Origin of the sequence: Rhodopseudomonas sp. G2_2311 (assembly GCF_047501505.1) — a bacterium.
GTDB classification, from domain to species: domain Bacteria; phylum Pseudomonadota; class Alphaproteobacteria; order Rhizobiales; family Xanthobacteraceae; genus Rhodopseudomonas; species Rhodopseudomonas palustris_H.
This window is the reverse complement of the sequence record NZ_JAZDRK010000006.1, coordinates 41,347-59,875: the sequence shown is the minus strand read 5'-3', so window position 1 is coordinate 59,875 and position 18,529 is coordinate 41,347. Positions and strand designations below refer to the sequence as shown.

At 65.2% G+C, this 18,529-nt stretch carries 17 protein-coding genes and 1 tRNA gene; 8 read left to right on the top strand and 10 right to left on the bottom strand.

All coding sequences use genetic code 11. From position 1 onward, the window contains the following. Positions 1-154: 154 nt before the first annotated feature. The gene (locus tag VRZ08_RS11250) at positions 155-1,768 is read left to right on the top strand and encodes a phosphoenolpyruvate carboxykinase (protein WP_107342590.1); all 1,614 of its coding nucleotides are present in this window, start codon (positions 155-157) and stop codon (positions 1,766-1,768) included. An 87-nt stretch (positions 1,769-1,855) separates the two neighbouring features. On the opposite strand, the gene VRZ08_RS11245 is transcribed toward VRZ08_RS11250, so the two are convergent. Beyond that, positions 1,856-2,731, bottom strand: a complete 876-nt coding sequence (locus tag VRZ08_RS11245; RefSeq protein WP_414532586.1) for a hypothetical protein — start codon at positions 2,729-2,731, stop codon at positions 1,856-1,858. Between the two features lie 291 nt (positions 2,732-3,022). Here VRZ08_RS11245 and bla point away from each other — a divergent pair, with 291 nt between their 5' ends. Then, a complete protein-coding gene (gene bla, locus VRZ08_RS11240) occupies positions 3,023-3,898 on the top strand; it encodes a class A beta-lactamase (RefSeq protein WP_414532584.1) in 876 nt (291 codons plus the stop codon). Positions 3,899-3,992: 94 nt separating this feature from the next. Here bla and VRZ08_RS11235 read toward each other — a convergent pair whose 3' ends face one another. The 3 genes from VRZ08_RS11235 to VRZ08_RS11225 all read right to left on the bottom strand — a co-directional run bounded on the left by VRZ08_RS11235 (position 3,993) and on the right by VRZ08_RS11225 (position 6,615). Next, on the bottom strand, positions 3,993-4,355 hold the full coding sequence (locus tag VRZ08_RS11235) for a hypothetical protein (protein ID WP_107342593.1): 363 nt from the start codon (positions 4,353-4,355) through the stop codon (positions 3,993-3,995). Between the two features lie 164 nt (positions 4,356-4,519). Beyond that, positions 4,520-5,419 (bottom strand): RNA polymerase sigma factor RpoH, encoded by a 900-nt coding sequence (gene rpoH, locus VRZ08_RS11230; protein ID WP_107342595.1) that lies wholly within the window; start codon positions 5,417-5,419, stop codon positions 4,520-4,522. Between the two features lie 221 nt (positions 5,420-5,640). Then, entirely contained in the window at positions 5,641-6,615 is a 975-nt protein-coding gene (locus tag VRZ08_RS11225) for an RluA family pseudouridine synthase (RefSeq protein WP_414532666.1), read from the bottom strand. 72 nt (positions 6,616-6,687) lie between these two features. Between VRZ08_RS11225 and VRZ08_RS11220 the strand changes: the two genes are divergently transcribed. The 3 genes from VRZ08_RS11220 (at position 6,688) to VRZ08_RS11210 (ending at position 8,261) form a co-directional block, all read left to right on the top strand. Then, positions 6,688-7,023 (top strand): hypothetical protein, encoded by a 336-nt coding sequence (locus VRZ08_RS11220; protein WP_012494099.1) that lies wholly within the window; start codon positions 6,688-6,690, stop codon positions 7,021-7,023. A gap of 260 nt (positions 7,024-7,283) precedes the next feature. After that, positions 7,284-7,358, top strand: a tRNA-Glu gene (locus VRZ08_RS11215). A gap of 279 nt (positions 7,359-7,637) precedes the next feature. Beyond that, positions 7,638-8,261, top strand: coding sequence for a hypothetical protein (locus VRZ08_RS11210; RefSeq protein WP_414532582.1), 624 nt, complete (start codon positions 7,638-7,640; stop codon positions 8,259-8,261). Positions 8,262-8,299: 38 nt separating this feature from the next. Here the strand turns inward: VRZ08_RS11210 and VRZ08_RS11205 are convergent, their stop codons facing one another. The 5 genes from VRZ08_RS11205 to VRZ08_RS11185 form a co-directional block, all read right to left on the bottom strand. Then, positions 8,300-10,828, bottom strand: a complete 2,529-nt coding sequence (locus tag VRZ08_RS11205) for an EAL domain-containing protein (protein ID WP_414532581.1) — start codon at positions 10,826-10,828, stop codon at positions 8,300-8,302. Positions 10,829-11,148: 320 nt separating this feature from the next. Continuing rightward, positions 11,149-11,898 carry a 50S ribosomal protein L11 methyltransferase gene (locus VRZ08_RS11200; RefSeq protein WP_414532580.1) on the bottom strand — a complete coding sequence of 250 codons (750 nt, stop codon included), beginning with the start codon at positions 11,896-11,898 and terminating at the stop codon, positions 11,149-11,151. Positions 11,899-12,001: 103 nt separating this feature from the next. Then, the gene (gene trxC / locus VRZ08_RS11195) at positions 12,002-12,439 is read right to left on the bottom strand and encodes a thioredoxin TrxC (protein WP_264053981.1); all 438 of its coding nucleotides are present in this window, start codon (positions 12,437-12,439) and stop codon (positions 12,002-12,004) included. 135 nt (positions 12,440-12,574) lie between these two features. Continuing rightward, positions 12,575-13,558 carry a zinc-dependent alcohol dehydrogenase family protein gene (locus tag VRZ08_RS11190; protein ID WP_414532579.1) on the bottom strand — a complete coding sequence of 328 codons (984 nt, stop codon included), beginning with the start codon at positions 13,556-13,558 and terminating at the stop codon, positions 12,575-12,577. 76 nt (positions 13,559-13,634) lie between these two features. Beyond that, a complete protein-coding gene (locus tag VRZ08_RS11185) occupies positions 13,635-13,856 on the bottom strand; it encodes a ChaB family protein (protein WP_107342603.1) in 222 nt (73 codons plus the stop codon). 232 nt (positions 13,857-14,088) lie between these two features. Between VRZ08_RS11185 and VRZ08_RS11180 the strand changes: the two genes are divergently transcribed. Both VRZ08_RS11180 and VRZ08_RS11175 read left to right on the top strand, forming a co-directional pair. After that, positions 14,089-14,811, top strand: a complete 723-nt coding sequence (locus tag VRZ08_RS11180) for a protein-L-isoaspartate(D-aspartate) O-methyltransferase (RefSeq protein WP_414532578.1) — start codon at positions 14,089-14,091, stop codon at positions 14,809-14,811. A gap of 162 nt (positions 14,812-14,973) precedes the next feature. Then, a complete protein-coding gene (locus VRZ08_RS11175; protein ID WP_414532577.1) occupies positions 14,974-15,798 on the top strand; it encodes a universal stress protein in 825 nt (274 codons plus the stop codon). Between the two features lie 208 nt (positions 15,799-16,006). Here the strand turns inward: VRZ08_RS11175 and VRZ08_RS11170 are convergent, their stop codons facing one another. Beyond that, entirely contained in the window at positions 16,007-17,287 is a 1,281-nt protein-coding gene (locus VRZ08_RS11170; protein WP_414532576.1) for an alpha-glucosidase/alpha-galactosidase, read from the bottom strand. Positions 17,288-17,511: 224 nt separating this feature from the next. Between VRZ08_RS11170 and VRZ08_RS11165 the strand changes: the two genes are divergently transcribed. Next, complete coding sequence (locus VRZ08_RS11165) at positions 17,512-18,450, top strand: 1-phosphofructokinase (protein ID WP_414532575.1); 939 nt, start codon at positions 17,512-17,514, stop codon at positions 18,448-18,450. Positions 18,451-18,529 lie beyond the last annotated feature (79 nt).

The window sequence follows — 18,529 nt, the reverse complement described above, 5'->3', positions numbered from 1 at the left end:
AAATAATGCCGGCCGGGTTGGCAAACCCCTCGTTCGCCACTATTCAGTCGCCCCACTGGATCAGGGCGGTATATATTGACGTTACCGCGGCCAGTGATGCGCGTTGGCGGCAATCGCGCGATCGAGACAACGCGGATTCGAGGAGGATCTATTCGTGCAAGAGACGGGCGTGCATAACGGTGCTTACGGCACCGACAAATTCGGCCTCAAAAATCTCAAAGGCGTGTACTGGAACTTCGGTGCACCTCAGCTCTATGAGCACGCCCTGAAGAACAGCGAAGCGGTGTTGTCGTCGGATGGCGCGCTTGTCGCGGACACCGGCGTATTCACCGGTCGCAGCCCGAAGGACAAGTTCACGGTGCGCGACGCCACCACCGAAAACACCATGTGGTGGGGTGGTAATCAGTCGATCACTGCCGAGCAGTTCGAGACGCTGTATCAGGACTTCCTCAAGCACGCCGAAGGCATGACCCTGTTCGCGCAGGACCTGTACGGCGGCGCCGATCCGACCTTCCGCATCAAGACCCGCGTTTACACCGAGCTCGCCTGGCACTCGCTGTTCATCCGCACGCTGCTGCGCCGTCCCGAGCGCGCCGAGCTGGAAAACTTCGTTCCCGAGCTGACGCTGATCGATTTGCCGAGCTTCCGCGCTGATCCGAAGCGCCATGGCTGCCGCTCCGAAAACGTCGTCGCGATCGACTTCGCCCGTAAGATCGTGCTGATCGGCGGCACTCAGTACGCCGGTGAAATGAAGAAGAGCGTGTTCACCACGCTGAACTACTACCTGCCCGAGAAGGGTGTGCTGCCGATGCACTGCTCGGCCAATGTCGGCCCGAACGGCGACACCGCGATCTTCTTCGGCCTGTCCGGCACCGGCAAGACCACGCTGTCGGCCGATCCGAACCGCACGCTGATCGGCGACGACGAGCACGGCTGGGGCAAGGACGGCGTCTTCAACTTCGAAGGCGGCTGCTACGCCAAGTGCATCAAGCTGTCGGCCGAGAACGAGCCGGAAATCTACGCCGCCTCGACCCGCTTCGGCGCCGTGCTCGAGAACGTCGTGCTCGGCGACATCGATCGCAAGCCGGACTTCGACGACGGCTCCAAGACCGAGAACACCCGGTCGGCCTATCCGCTCGAGTCGATCCCGAATGCGTCGCTGACCGGCCGCGCCGGCCAGCCGAAGAACGTGGTGATGCTCGCCGCCGACGCGTTCGGCGTGATGCCGCCGATCGCCAAGCTGACCCCGGCGCAGGCGATGTATCACTTCCTGTCGGGCTACACCGCCAAGGTGGCCGGCACCGAGCGCGGCGTCACCGAGCCGACCCCGGAATTCTCGACCTGCTTCGGCTCGCCGTTCCTGCCGCGCGATCCGTCGGTGTACGGCAACATGCTGCGCGAGCTGATCGCCAAGCACAATGTCGACTGCTGGCTGGTCAACACCGGCTGGACCGGCGGCATCTACGGCACCGGCCACCGCATGCCGATCAAGGTCACCCGCGCGCTGCTGACCGCGGCGCTCGACGGCTCCTTGCGCAACGTCGAATTCCGCACCGATCCTTACTTCGGCTTCGCGGTCCCGACCGCGCTGCCGGGCGTGCCGAGCGAAATCCTCGATCCGGTGAAGACCTGGGCCGACAAGGCGGCGTTCGACACCACCGCGCGCAAGCTGGTCGGCATGTTCCAGAAGAACTTCGCCAAGTTCGAAGCGCAGGTCGACGCCGAAGTCCGCGCCGCCGCGCCGGACGTCAAGATGGCCGCCGAATAAGCGCGCCGGCGATCGATTGAAATACGAAGGGCGGCCCGCAAGGCCGCCCTTTTTCTTGGCCGTGTGCCGGACACCCGGCAACGACGATTACTTCAGCGACGCGGTCTTGCCGGTGGCGATGGTCGTCACCGCGCCGTCTTCGAGGCTGATCCGATAGACCTCGCGCAGCACGTTGCCGGCAAAGCCGAGCTCGACGATCGACACGGTTTTGAAGGTAGCGTCGATGCCGTCCGGCAGGATCTGGTTGAACTCCTTGGCGGCCTGATTCATCTGCGCCTGCAGCTCCGGCGTGAACTTGGCCATGCTGTAGACCAGCGTGGTGTGCGGATTGTGCGAGCGCAGCTCCTTGCCGTCCTTGACGACGTTGACGCCGCTGACGCCGACGGTGCGGACCAGATCCTTGGCGGCGTCGCCCATCGCCGCATAGACCGGGCCGGTGCAGCGCGGCAGCGGGCCGTCGCGCAGCGGAGTCAGCGCCGCGGTCGCGGTGGTGTTGAACGCCATCATGTCGTCGAAGCTCTTGCCTTCCTTGACAACACCGAGATCGAACCACCACGGACGGCCGGCGCCTTTGGCGGCTTCGGTGGTGTAGAACGTCTTCAGCTTGACGGTGAGCACCGGCGGCAGCTTCGGCATCGCCGCCAGCATCTTCTCCGGCGTCGCCGGATCGGCGCTGTGGACGTGCACCACGGTGACGTGCGGGATATTGAACATCTGCGCTTCGGTGTCGAGCTTGGCGTTCAGCAGCTTTTCTTTCAGCGGGCCGCGGATGGTGTTGTCGAGCACGTCGTTGACGTTCTGCGGCAGCGTGTAGACCAGACCGAAGGTGCGAGCGTGATCGCGGAATTCGGATTTCGACAGCGCGCTGTTGTCGATCGTGCCATCGGCGGCAGCGGCGACGCCGGCGGAGACCGCCACGGCGATGAGCGCGGAAGTAATCGAAGTCAGCAGGGTGGTGCGCATGAGTTGGCCCTTGGTGGGAACTGAACGGGGGCGATGCGATCGCGCAGGCGCGGTCCCGATCGGGCGCGACGTGCGATCCGCACCAGGCGGTCGATGACGAGACATCGACTGCGAATTACCGATGCTGCATGACAGTGCTGTTGCAGACGCCCCGCCGCGGCCTGAGGCGCACTGTCGCAGATCGGCGCGACGGCGCGCGCCCGATCGTCGCGTTGGATGACAAAGTGGCCGCAACACCGCCTCGTTTCGTCCTGATACATATTGCGCAAATCTTGGCGTAGCAGGTGATGAATGATCGATCGGCGTGAATTGATGAAGGCCGCGACGGGGCTTGCCGGCTTAGTCCTGTTCGGCAGTTCCGCCGCGCTGGCAGCCGACGCACTCGCCGATACGTGCGCGCGGCTCGAAGCCGGCAGTGGCGGCCGGCTCGGCGTCGGCGTGCTCGACACCGCCAGCGGCCGCATGATCGGTCATCGTCTCGATGAGCGATTTCCGATGTGCAGCACCTTCAAGGCGCTCGCCGCCGGTCTGGTGCTGGCGCGGGTCGGCCGCAAGCAGGAAAGCCTCGACCGCCGGGTCAGCTACACCAAGTCGGACCTCGTCACCTACTCGCCGGCGACCGAGAAACACCTCGAGGGCGGCATGACGATTGCCGAGCTGTGCGAGGCCGCGATCACGCTGAGCGACAACACCGCCGGCAATCTGTTGCTGGCGAGCTTCGGCGGGCCGGCCGGGCTCACGGCGTTCGCGCGATCACTCGGCGACGACACCACGCGGCTCGATCGCATTGAAACGGAACTCAGCCAAGCGCTGCCCGGCGATCCGCGCGACACCACCTCGCCGCGTGCGATGGCGCAGACTCTGCGCGCGCTCACGCTGGGTGACGCCCTGTCGGCGACGTCGCGCGCGCAACTGATTGCTTGGCTCAAGGCCAACACCACCGGCGGCACCCGCCTGCGCGCCGGCGTGCCGTCCGGCTGGGTCGTGGCGGACAAGACCGGCACCGGCGACAACGGCACCGCCAACGACGTCGCCGTGTTCTGGCCGCCGCAGCGTGCGCCGTTGATCGTCACGGTGTATCTCACCGGCGCGACGGTGGCGCGCGATCAGCAGAACAAGATCATTGCCGATGTCGGCGTCGCGGTGGCGGACGCCATGCGCGGCTGAGCCGCGAGGGCGCGGACGAGGCCGGCCATGACGGCGACTGATGAAAATGACGCGCTCGAAACAGTCGCCGAGGGGCAGCCGCGAGCGCGATGCCTCAGCTTCGCTTGGCCGTGCCGGTGACGAGCTGGGTCTGGCCGGTGGCCGGATCGGTGACGACGTTGCGGATCGAGGCAGTGTCGTTCTTGCCGAGCGCGAACTTGGTATCGCCAATCCGGAACGAGCCGTCCTTGATCAGCACGCTCTGATACTTCACCGTGCCTTCGCTTTGATACTTCACCTGCGCGCGGAAGCCCTGCACGTCGGAGACGGTGATCGAGAATTTCTTGGTGTTCGAATAGGTGCCAGTCCAAGTGCCGTTGTAGAGCGCCGGATCGACATTGACGTATTTGGTCTTCGACGGCGTTTGCAGCGCCGCGGACGTATAACCCGACGCCAGCACGCTCATGATGTCAGCCATCGCGCGGCTCCCATGACGAATCTCGCCCGGGCACTCCACACCCGGCGGGTTAACAGTGTGTTAAGGATTGGCGCGTCGGTTGGCCACAGGCCCTGTGAGCGCGCAAACAAAAACCCCGCCGGTGAGGGCGGGGTTTGTAGCTATCAGCTCTACGTGGCGTGCGATCAGTGCGCGGCTTCCAGCGCCGCCTGCTCCTGGCGGGCGATGGTGCCCTTGACGGCGCTCTGCACCTTCTCGAACGCCCGCACCTCGATCTGGCGCACGCGCTCGCGCGACACGCCGAACTCGGCGGCGAGATCTTCCAGCGTCATCGGCTCGTCGGCGAGGCGGCGCGCCTCGAAGATCCGCCGTTCGCGCGGGTTGAGCACCTGGATTGCGCCGTTCAGCGCGGCCCGGCGCTGGTCGAGCTCTTCATGCTCGGCCATCACGGCTTCCTGGCTCGGCGACTGATCGACCAGCCAGTCCTGCCATTCGCCCGGCTCGCCGTCGTCACGGATCGGCGCGTTGAGCGAGGCGTCGCCGCCGAGACGGCGGTTCATGTCGACCACGTCCTGCTCGGTGACGCCGAGACGGGTCGCGATCAGCTTGACCTGGTCGGGATGCAGATCACCCTCGTCCAGCGCCGAAATCTTGCTCTTCGCCTTGCGCAGGTTGAAGAACAGCTTCTTCTGGTTCGCGGTGGTCCCCATCTTCACAAGTGACCACGAACGCAGGATGTACTCTTGAATCGACGCCTTGATCCACCACATCGCGTAGGTGGCGAGGCGGAAGCCCTTCTCGGGCTCGAACCGCTTCACCGCCTGCATCAGGCCGACGTTGCCTTCGGAGACGACTTCGGAAATCGGCAGGCCATAGCCGCGGTAGCCCATCGCGATCTTGGCGACGAGGCGAAGGTGGCTGGTGACGAGTTGATGCGCCGCGTCGCGATCACCGTGTTCGCGCCAGCGCTTGGCGAGCATGTACTCTTGGCCGGGCTCGAGCATCGGAAACTTGCGGATTTCCGCAAGGTAACGAGCGAGGCCGGATTCTCCGTTAAGGACCGGGAGCGTAGCAGCACGGGCCATTCAGCGCCCTCCAATTGGGTTTCAGGCCCCCGATAGCGGGCGGCCAGGCAGGCGGATCGCTGTGTCAAAGCCGACCGGCCTGCGATGTTCCGCGTTGGGCCATCCCAACGCACCTGCAATATACAATACGTTAGTCGCGCAAGTTTAGTTACGGTCTTGTCACGTCGTTGTTACGCCGCAACAACGCGGTGAAATGATTTACGTTTTCTGACTTCGCCGCGTCATTCCGTCGCGATCAGCGCGGCCTGAAGATGCGCCAAATCGGCCGGCAGGGGCGATTCCCAGGTCAGTACCTCGCCGGTCGACGGGTGCTCCAGCGTCAGCAAATACGCGTGCAGCGCCTGCCGTCCGAGCTCCGATAGCGCGCTCCGCGCCGCCGGGGCGAGCTGGTTCGCCTTGGTCTTGAAGTGCGGCCCATAGACGTCGTCGCCCAGCAGGGGGTGGCCGAGATGGGCGAGGTGGACGCGGATCTGATGGGTCCGCCCGGTCTCGAGCTGGCACGCGATCAGCGCTGCGACCGGCTTGCCGTCCTTGCCGGCGAAGTTCTCCAAGACCTCCCAATGGGTGATTGCCTCGCGGCCGCCCTGGCGCACCGCCATTTTCTCGCGCGCATGCGGGTGGCGGTCGATCGGCGCGTCGATCGTGCCGTATTTGCGGCCCGGAACCCCCCAGACGAAGGCGAGGTAGCCGCGGCGCAGTTCCCCGGTGCGGCCGTGGTCGGCGAATTGGGCGCTCAGCGACTGGTGCGCCTTGTCGTTCTTGGCCGCCACCATCAAGCCGGTGGTATCCTTATCCAGGCGGTGCACGATCCCCGGCCGCCTCACCCCGCCGATCCCGGACAGCGATGCGCCGCAATGCGCGATCAGGGCGTTGACCAGAGTGCCGGTCTCGTGCCCGGCCGCCGGGTGGACCACCAGCCCGCGCGGCTTGTTCAGCACGATGATGTCGGCGTCCTCGTAAACGATGTCGAGCGCGATCGCCTCGCCGGCCGGCTCGGCCGGGACCGGCGGCGGCACGTCGATTGTGATCGTCTCGCCCGGGGAGGCGTGATAAGCGGGGTCACGGACGGCGTTGCCGGCGATCGCCACCCGGCCGTCGAGGATCAGCGCTTTCAGCCGCGACCGCGACAGCTCGGGGCAACGCGCCGCCAGCACGCGGTCGAGCCGCGGCGAGCCCTCGTCGCCGGCCACCACCACATTCACGGGATTTTCCGGCGTTTCGCCCACAACCGCACCTTCCAAAACAGCCGCCTTCAAACAGAGATTCGCATGACCGACACCGCCACGCCCGACCCCACCCCCGAGCAGGCCGCGCTGTTTGCGCGGGTGCGGCGGATGATGCTGATCGCGGGCCTGACCACGACGCTGGCGGTGGCCGCGGTGTTGATCGCCATCGGCTATAAGCTTTTCCGCGCCGAGGGAAGCGCGCCGGCCGCGACCGAGCACACCCTGCGGCTGCCGAAGGGCGCGCGTGTGGTCTCCACCGCCTCCGCCGGCGACTATGTGGTCGTCACCCTCGACATCGGCGGCGCCACCGAGCTGCGCACCTTCGAGGCCAAAACCCTGAAACCGACCGGCCGCCTGACCTTCGCCACCGAACCGTAGGCGGATGGGGGAGAAGCCGTTCGGGCACCGTTCGATTGGTGAGCCGACCGCTGCCCCATCAAAGCCGTCATGGCCGGGCTTGACCCGCCTGCGCGGCCGAAGCCGCTTCGGCGCGGCGAAGGCCCGGCCATCCACGCCACAGGCACGGACATTTCTTGTCGATGGATGCCCGGGTCGAGCCCGGGCATGACGGATTTCGGAAAAGCCCGCCCCCCGATCTTGCGGCGGCGCGGTTTCGCGGCTATTGGTTCGGCCCTCACGCTCCCTTCGTCTAGCGGTTAGGACGCGGCCCTCTCAAGGCTGAAACAGGGGTTCGATTCCCCTAGGGAGCGCCAGAGCTTTTTCCTGAAACGCTGATCTTTGAAAAATTTCGTGCGGGAAGCGTTGTTTGCGTCCGATCGACGACAGGCATCCGTTGTTTTTTCTTGTCGCGCCTTTCTCTACCAAACCATTAGCCAAATATGGCGAGGGGTGAGCTTCTCTGTGCTGTGTAGTCGTTTAGTGCCAAGAGAAGCCGTCGATCTTTCAAAAAGGCCACTTGATGACGCAGGATGTTTGTTGCGAGCGCTGAGCGTGCTTAGGGAGCTAGACAAAATAAAATAAGGCGGTCTGCGTTGCTTGAATTCTGGAACTCGGATGTTGGTAGAGTCGCGCTTGGAGGCGTAATTGCCGTGAGTGGGCAACTTGTGGCTACCCTGCTTGCATGGCTAAAAGAGGCGCGTTTCGCCGCGGCCAAGAAACGCAAAGATGCTGAGTATCTCGCAATGCGTCTAGTTCTTACTTTGGATTCACTTGTGGGCGCTTGTTATAATGCAGTCCACGATCCGCTCATGACAAATAACGAGGGCATCGTCGAAAGCAGTGTGTCTGATCCAACGCTCACGCTGCCTACAGATGGGGACTATAAAGCGCTTCCGCGAAATCTAATGTATCAAATACTCTCCATTCCGAATAGGCTGGACGATATCAAAGAAGGTCTTGCGGCCACGTCGGAAGACTCATTCCCTCCAGATTTTTGGGAGTACTATGAGTATCGCGAAGAACACTTTGCTAAGCTTGGCCTCAAAGCTCTGGAATTAGTTGATGCTCTTTGCCGGCAGTACAAAATTCCGACTCCAGAACGGCCTAAGCACTACACTCCGAGAGAGTCGTTCGAAGAAGTACTATTCAAGATTAAAAGAGCCCAGCGAGAGCGGTGCGAACGCAACACTGAGCTTGTTGCAAGATTAAAGGCCTAATCCTATTGGGAATGCTCTGCCTCTAACAGTCGATGCGCTCAGCTTTTCGTCTTCATCACCGCTTCCCGCTCAATCTCCGCCGCCACCACCACCGCCTCATCCGCCGCGACCGGCCGCGAGAACACGTAGCCTTGCACGAAATCGCAGTCGAAGGCGGTGAGCAGATCGACCTCCGCGGCGAGCTCGGCGCCTTCGGCGACGACGCTCATGCCGAGGCCGTGCGCCAGCGCGATGATGCCGCCGAGCAGCTTGCATTTCTCCGGCACGGTGGCGATGCCGTCGACGAAGGTGCGGTCGATCTTCAGGCGATTGAAAGGCAGGCGCGTCAGATAGCCGAGCGACGAATAGCCGGAGCCGAAATCATCGAGCGCGAGCTGGATGCCGAGCTTCGACAGCGCCGCGAGCGTCGTGCTGACTTTCTGCTTGGTGTGATCGACGAACAGGTTCTCGGTCAGCTCCAGGCACAGCAGCTCCGGCGGCAGGCCGGTCTCGGCCAGCACCGTGGCGACGACTTTTTCGAAATCGCCGTTCCAGATCTGCGCCGGAGACACGTTCACCGAGATGGTCCGGGCCGGCAGTCCGGCGTCGAGCCAGCCGCGCATCTGCTTGCAGGCATCGCGCAGCACCCAATGGCCGAGGTCGACGATCAGGCCGGTGGTTTCCGCGATCGGAATGAACTCCGCCGGCGAAATCGGTCCGCGCTCGGGATGGCTCCACCGCAGCAGCGCCTCGAAGCCGATCACCCGCCCGGTCTTGAGATCGATCTGTGGCTGATAGTGCGTGTTGAGCCCGCCGCTGTCGACGGCATGGCGAAGCCGCCGGCCGAGGTCGAGCTTCTGGTCGACCGCCTCGGCATACATCGGCTCGAACAGCTGCGCCCGGCCGCGCCCGGCTTCCTTCGCCATGTAGAGCGCCAGGTCGGCGTTGCGCGAAGCCTTCTCGGCGGTGGCGCCATGCTCTGGTAACAGCGCGATGCCGATGGTGGCGCCGATGCAGGCTTCGCCTTCGGCAAGCTCGACCGGGACCGACAGTTTCGCGATCAATCGATCAGCAAGCGCGGTCGGCGGTTCGCCAGATGGATTCGGACTGTCTGTCAGCACCGCAAATTCGTCGCCGCCGATCCGGGCGATAAATGCCTGCGGATCCAGCTCCCGCCGCAGGACTCTGGCGACGTGAATCAGCAGGCTGTCGCCGGTGGAATGGCCGAGCGAATCGTTGACCTCTTTGAAGCGATCGAGGTCGATCAGGTAGAGCGTGTGCTGTCCGTGCTCCGACAGCTGGTTTTCGAACAGATCGGCGAGTTTGCGCTTGTACAGTGCGCGATTAGCGAGGCCGGTCAGCGGGTCCGTATAGGCAAGCTGCTCGAGCCGCCGCTCCGCCTCCTTGCGATCGGTGACGTCTTGCGCGGTGCCGATCAGGCCGATGACCGTCCCGTTCGAAATCTCCGCCTTGCAGATGATGGCCAGGTCGCGCGGCGCGCCGTCGGTGTGCAGAATCCGGATGTCGGTGGCTTCCGTCGTGCTGGTGCGAAGCACGCGCTTCTGGATCTTCAGCAGGCGGGCGGCGTCGTCATCCAAAAAGAAAGGCTCCGTGCCTTCATAGGTCGGTTCGAACGCATCGGGCTCCAGGCCGAGCAGCTGATAGAGTTCGGGCGACCACACCGTCCGGCCGGTGTCCAGCCGATGCGTCCAGGTTCCGATCCGGCCGAGCCGATGCGCCTCTTCCAAGGCTCCGGTGCGCTGGTCGAGCAAGGTTCTGGCGGCGGCGAGCTGGGTGATATCACTCGCGGTGCCGCGATAGCCGAGGAATGTCCCGTCATCGGCAAAGATCGGCTTGCCACTGGTGGAGATAATGATCCGCGAGCCGTCATTGCCGATCGATGTGTAAACGAAGTCGCGGAACGGGCGATGCGCTTCCATGTCTGCCTGGTGCAGCGCCATGGAGGCCTCTTCTTCAGGTGCGTAGGCAAGCTCCCATCGGGCCCGTCCGCCGGACGCGACGGTCTGCAGCGCCGCGTTGCCGTCGAGTGATTTCGGGTAGGGCAGCAACCGATGATCGGGGCCGGACTCCCAACACCAGTCCGACGCGGTGCTGACGAAATCCGCCAGTCGCTGCTCGCTCACGGCGAGCTGCCGGAGGGCGGATGTTTCAGGGGTCGCATCGCGAACGATGCCGAACACGCGCTGCACCTGACCGTTCGCATCGAACTCCGGTTCGCCGTGCACGACGCAATCGAGCAGGCGACCGTCAGGCTTGATCAGTTTGGTTTCCACCGCAAACGGCCGGCCCTCCGTCCAGCACGCGGCGTAGTGAGCCTGCAGAATCGCGTGGCTGTCGGTGAGGTCATGATCGTGAGCCGGCGTGATCGCGACGCAATCGTCGGGCGTTTCGGCGTCGTAGAGGGAAGCGAATTCGGTCGACATCCAGAAGTCGGTTGCGGCGGCGCTGTGCGACTCCCAATACGCGGCGCGTGCCATCCGCATCGCGCGACGCAGCGACCATTCCTGATGCCACCCCCGCGGTTCTCGTGGGTATGGCTGCCGCAATGACACTCCACGAACGGCCATCTCTCACCACCCAAGACGAACCCTCACCAGAGTACAGTCGTAACATGGTGCCGGTCGGCATCAGAGCGAAAGTTCCAACGAGATCAGAGTGTTCGCCATCGTGGTGTAATTTGCGTGAACCGAACTGGGAACCGGCCGGGCCGCTACCAGTCTGACCGAAGGCGGAACTTCGGGTTCCGGTGTTGTCGTGGAAGCGCGCAGGCCACAACGCTCCTAATTTAGTCTCCTCGCGGTCGTTCAACCGCCGCGGTACAGCCCACGGCGGAGGTGATCGCCCGCCATCTGGTGTTCGGCTGCTGGCAGCACTGAACCGGTGACGCTCAGCGCAGCGCGGCCACCGACGCAGCTTCGCTGGTACGCAATCGGAAGATCACGAATTTCTCGATCAGGATCGATTTCTGTTCGATCTGCTGCCACGAGAACCCTGCTTCCTGCGCCCACGCTCTCAGCAGCGGGATGTTGGTGTCGGAGGACAGCAGCAGCAGCATCTCGCCACCAGCCGCGAGGTGCCGGCGCGCCGAGCCGAACAGGTCGCGGAGATGGCAGTAACCCGGGCCGGCGACCCAGGCATGGTCGGCGATATCGACCGGCTCGCCGGCGAACGACGGCGGGCTCGAAATAATCAGGTCGAATCTTTCATCTGGAGTGACGGCCGAGAACAGGTTCGACAGCCGCGCCTCGACGCGATCGGCGACGCCGTTGGTCGCGGCGTTGATCCGGGCGGCGTGCACCGCGTTGGGATTGATGTCGAGCGCCACCACCTTGTCGGCGCCGGCAAGCGCGGCCGACAGCGCCAGAATGCCGGACCCGGTGCCGATCTCGACGGCGCGCTTGCCCCGCAGGTCGAGCCGCCGCAGATGCGCCGCGAACATGCCGCTGGTGACGAACACGCCGGGATGAAACACCGACGGCGGCACCTCGAGCACGAGGTCGCCGACGCGGGTTCGCCGGGTGCGTTTGCTGGAGAGGATGAAGGTGTGAGACGCCCAGTGGACGAATTTGCGGAACAGGGTGCGAGGCAGCGAGTAGCGGTCGGCCGTGGCTGGGCCACGCAGCGCTGAATCCGTCAATGTTTCCCCCCAGCTTTGAGCTTGGTCGGGCGACAACGACGGTCCGGCGCTACCGTTCCTATCTGCGCCGGAGGCGATGACGAAGCGATGAGATACTGCGCGCTTAGTGCGCGAGCTGCTGCCTCACCCAGCGGACGATCTCTCCCGCCGGCATCGCGCCCGAGGTCCGGGCGCGCTCGCGTCCGTTCTCGAATAGGATCATGGTCGGAATCCCCTGAATGCCGAGCCGGCCGGCGATCTGCTGCTCGTTGTCGGAGTTCAGCTTGATCAGGCGGACGTTCGGCTCCAGCTGATGCGCCGCCTGCTCATAAGCCGGCGCCATCGCCCGGCACGGCCCGCACCACGGCGCCCAGACATCAACCAGCACCGGCACGCTGCTCCGCGACACCTGCTTGTCGAACAATTCACCGCTGACGTCGGCCGGATGGCCCTCGAATAGCTTATGACCGCACTTGCCGCATTTGCCATCCAGCGCCGGCCGCTGCTCCGGCAACCGATTGACCCCGCCACAATGCGTGCACACCACGAGATGGTCGGACATGGTCGGATCCTCCTCGCCGACAGATGTAGTGGTCGTCTGCGTCATTGCGAGGAGCAAAGCGACGAAGCAATCCAGGTCACGCTGCGCGGCCTCTGGATTGCTTCGCTGCGCTCGCAATGACGGGGCGAGGCTTTGCTACGGCACCAGCACGGCGGCGCCGAGCAGCTCGCCGGCGCGGAGCTTGCCGAGCACGGCGCCGGCCTCGCGCAGCGGGAAGGCGTGGGTCTCGGTCCGGATGCCGGCTTGCTGCGCCACCTTCAGAAAATCGACACCGTCCTGCCGGGTGAGGTTGGCGACCGAGACGAGCTGGCGTTCTTCCCACAGCAGGTCATACGGAAAGCTCGGGATGTCGCTCATGTGGATGCCGGCGCACACCACGCGGCCGCCTTTGCGCACCGCCTTCAGCGCCGCCGGCACCAGGCTGCCGACCGGCGCATAGATGATCGCGGCATCGAGCGGCTGCGGCGGCAGCTCCTCCGAGGCGCCGGCCCACACGGCGCCGAGGCTGCGGGCGAAGTCCTGAGCGGTGCCATCGCCGCCGCGGGTGAAGGCATATACCTGCCGCCCCTGCCAGCGCGCGACCTGCGCCACGATGTGCCCGGCGGCGCCGAAGCCGTAGATGCCGAGCCGCTCGGCGTCTCCGGCAATCACCAGCGAACGCCATCCGATCAGTCCGGCGCACAGCAGTGGCGCAATCGTAACGTCATCGCCGGCCTCGCCGAGCGGAAACGCGTAGCGCGCGTCGGCGATGGCGTGGGACGCAAAGCCGCCGTCGCGGGTGTAGCCGGTGAACAGCGGCGCGTCGCACAGGTTCTCCATGCCGCTTCTGCAGTAGCGGCACACCCCGCAGGTGTGGCCGAGCCAGGGAATCCCGACCCGGTCGCCGACCTGGTGACTAGTGACACCGGCGCCGACCGCCGCGACGCGGCCGACGATCTCATGGCCGGGAATGATCGGATAGCGGATGTTCGGCAATTCGCCGTCGACGACATGGAGGTCGGTGCGGCAGACGCCGCATGCACTCACCGTGACCATCACCTCGCCGTCGCCCGGCTGTGGCGTGTCGCGCGGGTGCCATTGCAGCGGCGTGCCCGGCGCCGTCAACACCATCGCATCCATCGCGATGCTCCAGGGTCGGAAAGATCGGATAGTATGGATATAACGCGCGCAGGCTTATCAATCAAAGCCGAGCCGATCAGCTCCGCTCGCGTGCCACCCAGTTTTCGCCCAGCTTGCGGTACTGTTTCTTCACCGCCGCCCAGGCGACGCGATGGGCGGTCGCCTCCTGCTCCTCCGCGCCGCGATCCTGGTACTCGGCGAAGGCGTTGTTGAAGGCCGCGATGTAGATCTCCTGCGCGTGCAGCGGCAGCCGGACTTGCAGCCCCGGCGGTAGATCGTCGGTGGAAGCATAAGGCACGCAGGCCCTCCCTTATCGCGCCGCTCCGCCGAGGAACTGGCGACGGTGATCGCCCGTTCCTGGGTCGTGCGGCGCTACCTGTCGCGACGCTCGCACCCGATTGCGGCAAGCTCGCGTCGCGGTGTGGGCGTTGACGCCGGTCAATCGGCCGGCTGGCCCAGGCTCCTAGACTGACACCAGCCCGGCCGATCGGGCCCCGGCCAACAAAATAACAAGCACGGGGGAGATGGCGATGACGTCTCCGGCTTCGGACTTGCCGCCGCTCAGCGGGCGGTCGTTCGCGGTGCTGCGCGAGTTGATGGTCGAGCGCCAGATTGCAGCGCGCGGCGTGCATGATCCGCGCGTGCTGGCCGCGATGCGCAAGGTGCCGCGCGAAGCCTTCCTGCCCGAACCGATGCGTGATCTGGCGTACGAAGACGCGCCGGTGCCGATCGCCGCCGAGCAGACGATGTCGCAGCCCTATATCGTGGCACTGATGGTCGAGGCGCTGCTGCTGCAGGGCGGCGACAACGTGCTCGAAATCGGTGCCGGCTCCGGTTACGCCGCCGCGGTGCTCGGCGAAATCGCCGGTCACGTCACCACGGTCGAGCGCATCGCCGCGCTGGCGGACGCTGCTGCGGCAAAGCTCGCCGCGCTCGGCTACGGCGATGTCGACGTGCATCGGGGCGATGGCACCCGCGGTTGGCCTGCGGCCGCACCTTACGACGCGATCGTGGTTGCCGCCGGGGGGCCGCAGGTGCCGGAGTCGCTGAAGGCCCAGCTCAAGATCGGCGGGCGGCTGGTGATGCCGGTCGGCGCCGATCAGCACGCCCAGGAGCTGGTGCGGCTGACGCGGCTCGGCGAGGCCGATTTCAAGCGCGAGCATCTCGGCGACGTGCGTTTCGTGCCGCTGCTCGGCGCCGAAGGCTGGCAGCAGCCGGAGCCGGCCGGCAGGACGGCACGGGACAACGGATGATCAGGGATGATCAACCTTGCGGAAGATCAGCATTGCCCGATCTTCATCGGTCTGGAACAAAGGCGGTGCTAAAGTTCGAGGATTGGCCGTCGGCGCCCGTCACGGCCTCCCCTCATGACCACTTCGAATCAAATCCAACAAGACGCAGCCGGGGAGCGCGACATGATCAAGGATCTCATCGTCAATCTCGAACGTAGCACGGATCGCCAGCAGATCACCGACATCGCGCTCGGCGTTGCCGAGCTGTTCGGCGCTCATGTGGCCGGCTGCTGCTTTGCCTATGATTCGCTGCCGAGCTTCACGATGCCGGACTTTCCGTCCGACGTGCTGAGCAAGATGCTGGCGGCGAGCGAAGAAGCGGCGCGCGCTGCGGTCGCCCAGTTCGAAGCCGCCTGCAAACGCGAGGGCGTCTCGGCCGAGCATCATCTGCTCGAGACCGCCTATGGCACTTCGGGACGTTTCCCCAAGCTGGCGCGCCGGTTCGATCTGTCGGTGATCATGCAGTCCGACGCCGAGAACGGCGACAATGACATTCTGATCGAGCAGGTGCTGTTCGACTCCGGCCGGCCGCTGCTGATCGTGCCTTACATCCAGAAGACGCCGGTCAAGCTCGATCGCGTGATCTGCTGCTGGGACGGCAGCCGCGCCGCGACCCGGGCCATCAACGACGCCAAGCCGTTCCTGCGCCGCGCCGGCCAGGTCGAACTGGTGATCGTGCGCGACCACAAAGTACGCGATCCCAACGAACTGCGCGGCATCGAGATGGCCAATCACTTGGCGCGCTACGACGTCAAGGTCGACATCAAGACCATCACGGCGCCCGATATCGGCGTCTCCGGCACCATTCTGTCGCACGTCGCCGACACCTCGGCCGACCTGTTGGTGATGGGCGGCTACGGCCACTCCCGCCTGCGCGAATTCGTGCTCGGCGGCGTCACCCGCGAGATGCTGACGTCGATGACCGTGCCGGTGCTGATGTCGCATTGAGGCGGCCGTTCGGCACTCTGGCCGAACTCCTCACCGTCATTCCGGGGCGCGCGCAGCGCGAACCCGGAATCTCGAGATTGTTGCGCACCAGCCGGTTTCCACGACGTCGAGATTCCGGGTTCGCTTGCTCACGCAAGCGCCCCGGAATGACCATTGCGATCGCTCCGAGTCCGCCCCGCAATGACCGAGTGTGCGTGGCGTAGTAACGCTACACACACTTCCGAATATACGGCCGGTTGATCTCCCACAGCTCGTCCAGGATCTTCTCGGCCGCGACCGCCGAGTTGACCACCGGATCGATCAGCAGCGCCTGCAGGGCGAGTTCTTTCGAGGCGTGAACGGCGGCTTCGACCGCGAGCTGCTGGACGCTGGCCTGCATCAGCATCAGCTTGGCGATCGGGTCGGGCAGCGGGCCGAGCGACACCGGATGCACTCCGGCGGAGTCCACCGTCACCGGGACTTCGACGGCGAGCTCCGCCAGCAGGTTGGGGATCACGCCGCGATTGAGCACGATGCCGGACTCGATGAAGCGCTTCTGGTTGTGCAGCATCGCGGCGATCACCGCGGCGCCCCGCTCGCCCGACGGCTCCGTCCACCACTGCGGAATCGGCATCGTGCCGCCGAGCACGCCGTTCAGCTGGGTGAGGAATTCGCCGCGCCAGCGTTCGTCCTGATTGAAATCGTAGCCCTTCTCGCCGGCTTCCCAGCCATACGGCAGATACTCGCCGAGATGATCGTCGCTGCAGGTCAGCCAGTAGCCGAACGCGCGATACAGCCGCCGCGTGAACCGCCAGGCATCCGGATCGAAGCTCTGCTCGGCGGCGCGAAATCGCGGATACAGATCCTCGCCGGTGTCGCGGTGGCGGATTTCTTTCAGACACTGGAAGTGATTGAGCCCGGCGCCCCAGACTTCGATCTCGTCGCGCGGCATCTGCATGATGTAGGCGACCGCGTCGCGGCCCATGAAGATGCCGTGACACAGCCCGATGTGGCGCACCTTGGTGTAGCGGCCGAGCGCCAGAATGATCCGGCTTTCGGGATTGGAGTAGTTGAGGAACAGCGCGTTCGGACACAGCTCCTCGATGTCGCGGATGAAGTCGAACACCAAGGGCAGCGTGCGCAGCGTGAAGAACAATCCGCCGGGGCCGCCGTTCTCGCCGAGCGTGTGACGGATGCCGTGCTTCTTCGGCACCTCGAAGTCCTGCTTCCAGAGCCGGTTGCGATCGATCGCGGTGGCGTTGATGACGAAGCCGGCGCCATCCAGCGCGGCGCGGCGGTCGGTGGTCTGCTCGATGATCAGTCCGGCACCGGACCTTGCGTTCATGAGCTTCGCCAGCTCCGTCATTCTGCCGAGCGTTGCCGGATTGCGTCCGACCAGCGTCAGCGTCGAACCGGCCAGCACCGGCGACGCAAACAGGTCACGAAACATGCTGAGACCGAACGACGCACTGGAGGCGCCGAGGAACACGATCTTGGTGGTGTTGGTCATCTCAGGTCGCCTCCGCCGGCAGGCCGGTTAGCCGCGTGGAGCGGGCAGATCCGCGCATGGGCTTTCGCCTGCTACTCCGCTGCAAACGGATCTGAAGTGAACCGCAGCCGTGCGGGCGCGGTCTTGACGCCGATCAACGGCACCGGCACATCGCCACGCCACACTGACTGCCCGCCCGCCTGTCGAAATTTCCTCAAAAGCATCAAACCGGAGTGCGCCTCGCGATGGTCGACATCGTCACCCTTACGCCCAATCCTGCGATCGACCTGTCGACGTCGGTCGAGCGTTTGGTGCCGAGCCGCAAACTGCGTTGCGCGGCGCAGAAGCGCGATCCCGGCGGTGGTGGTATCAACGTGGCGCGGGTGGTGAAGCGGTTCGGCGGTGACGTCGAGGCGATCTTTCCGGCCGGCGGCTTCACCGGCAAGCTGCTCAAGCTGCTGCTCGACGAAGAGAACGTGCCGAGCCGGATCGTCGAGGCGGTCGCCGAGACGCGCGAGGACTTTTCGGTCAGCGAGAACGCCACCGGCGAACAATACCGCTTCGTGCTGCCCGGCCTGCCGCTCGCCGAGCACGAATGGCGCGGCATGCTCGATGCCTTGGCGGCGACCTCGCCGGCGCCGAAGATCGTGATCGGCAGCGGCAGCCTGCCACCCGGCGTGCCGGTCGATTTCTACGCGCAGGCTGCTGCGGTGGCCAAGCAGCTCGGCGCCAAGTTCTTCCTCGATACCTCCGGCAAGCCGCTGACCGCGGCGCTGGCGCAGGGCGTCACCCTGATCAAGCCGAACCTGCGCGAGATGCAGGAGCTCGCCGGCCGCCCGCTCGGTTGCGAGAAGGAATGGGTCGACGCCGCGCGCGCGCATATCACGGCCGGCCAGGTCGAGATCGTGGCGCTGTCGCTCGGCCATCTCGGCGCGCTGCTGGTCACCAAGGACCAGGCGCTGCGCTCGCCGGCACTGCCGGTGACCGCTGTGTCCACCATCGGCGCCGGCGACAGCTTCCTCGGCGCAATCGCGCATCGGCTGGCGCAAGGCGGCTCGATTGCAGAGGCGTTCCGGCTCGGCCTGGCGGCGGGCTCGGCGACCCTGACGGTGCACGGCACGCAATTGTGCGACCCGGACGAGGTCGAGCGGCTCTACGCCCAGGTGATCATCGAGCCGATCTGACCGAACGAGAGGCTCGCGCGGTTTTACCGCGCGGGCAAAGGAACTGTTCGCGGAACCCTTGGTTGACGTGCGCTAGGGC

Bases quoted from the DNA above. Each gene is read 5' to 3' on its own strand.
- VRZ08_RS11245 (WP_414532586.1), bottom strand. From the start codon at position 2,731: ATGCGCACCACCCTGCTGACTTCGATTACTTCCGCGCTCATCGCCGTG.
- bla (WP_414532584.1), top strand. From the start codon at position 3,023: ATGATCGATCGGCGTGAATTGATGAAGGCCGCGACGGGGCTTGCCGGC.
- VRZ08_RS11235 (WP_107342593.1), bottom strand. From the start codon at position 4,355: ATGGCTGACATCATGAGCGTGCTGGCGTCGGGTTATACGTCCGCGGCG.
- rpoH (WP_107342595.1), bottom strand. From the start codon at position 5,419: ATGGCCCGTGCTGCTACGCTCCCGGTCCTTAACGGAGAATCCGGCCTC.
- VRZ08_RS11220 (WP_012494099.1), top strand. From the start codon at position 6,688: ATGACCGACACCGCCACGCCCGACCCCACCCCCGAGCAGGCCGCGCTG.
- VRZ08_RS11205 (WP_414532581.1), bottom strand. From the start codon at position 10,828: ATGGCCGTTCGTGGAGTGTCATTGCGGCAGCCATACCCACGAGAACCG.
- trxC (WP_264053981.1), bottom strand. From the start codon at position 12,439: ATGTCCGACCATCTCGTGGTGTGCACGCATTGTGGCGGGGTCAATCGG.
- VRZ08_RS11190 (WP_414532579.1), bottom strand. From the start codon at position 13,558: ATGGATGCGATGGTGTTGACGGCGCCGGGCACGCCGCTGCAATGGCAC.
- VRZ08_RS11180 (WP_414532578.1), top strand. From the start codon at position 14,089: ATGACGTCTCCGGCTTCGGACTTGCCGCCGCTCAGCGGGCGGTCGTTC.
- VRZ08_RS11175 (WP_414532577.1), top strand. From the start codon at position 14,974: ATGATCAAGGATCTCATCGTCAATCTCGAACGTAGCACGGATCGCCAG.
- VRZ08_RS11170 (WP_414532576.1), bottom strand. From the start codon at position 17,287: ATGACCAACACCACCAAGATCGTGTTCCTCGGCGCCTCCAGTGCGTCG.
- VRZ08_RS11165 (WP_414532575.1), top strand. From the start codon at position 17,512: ATGGTCGACATCGTCACCCTTACGCCCAATCCTGCGATCGACCTGTCG.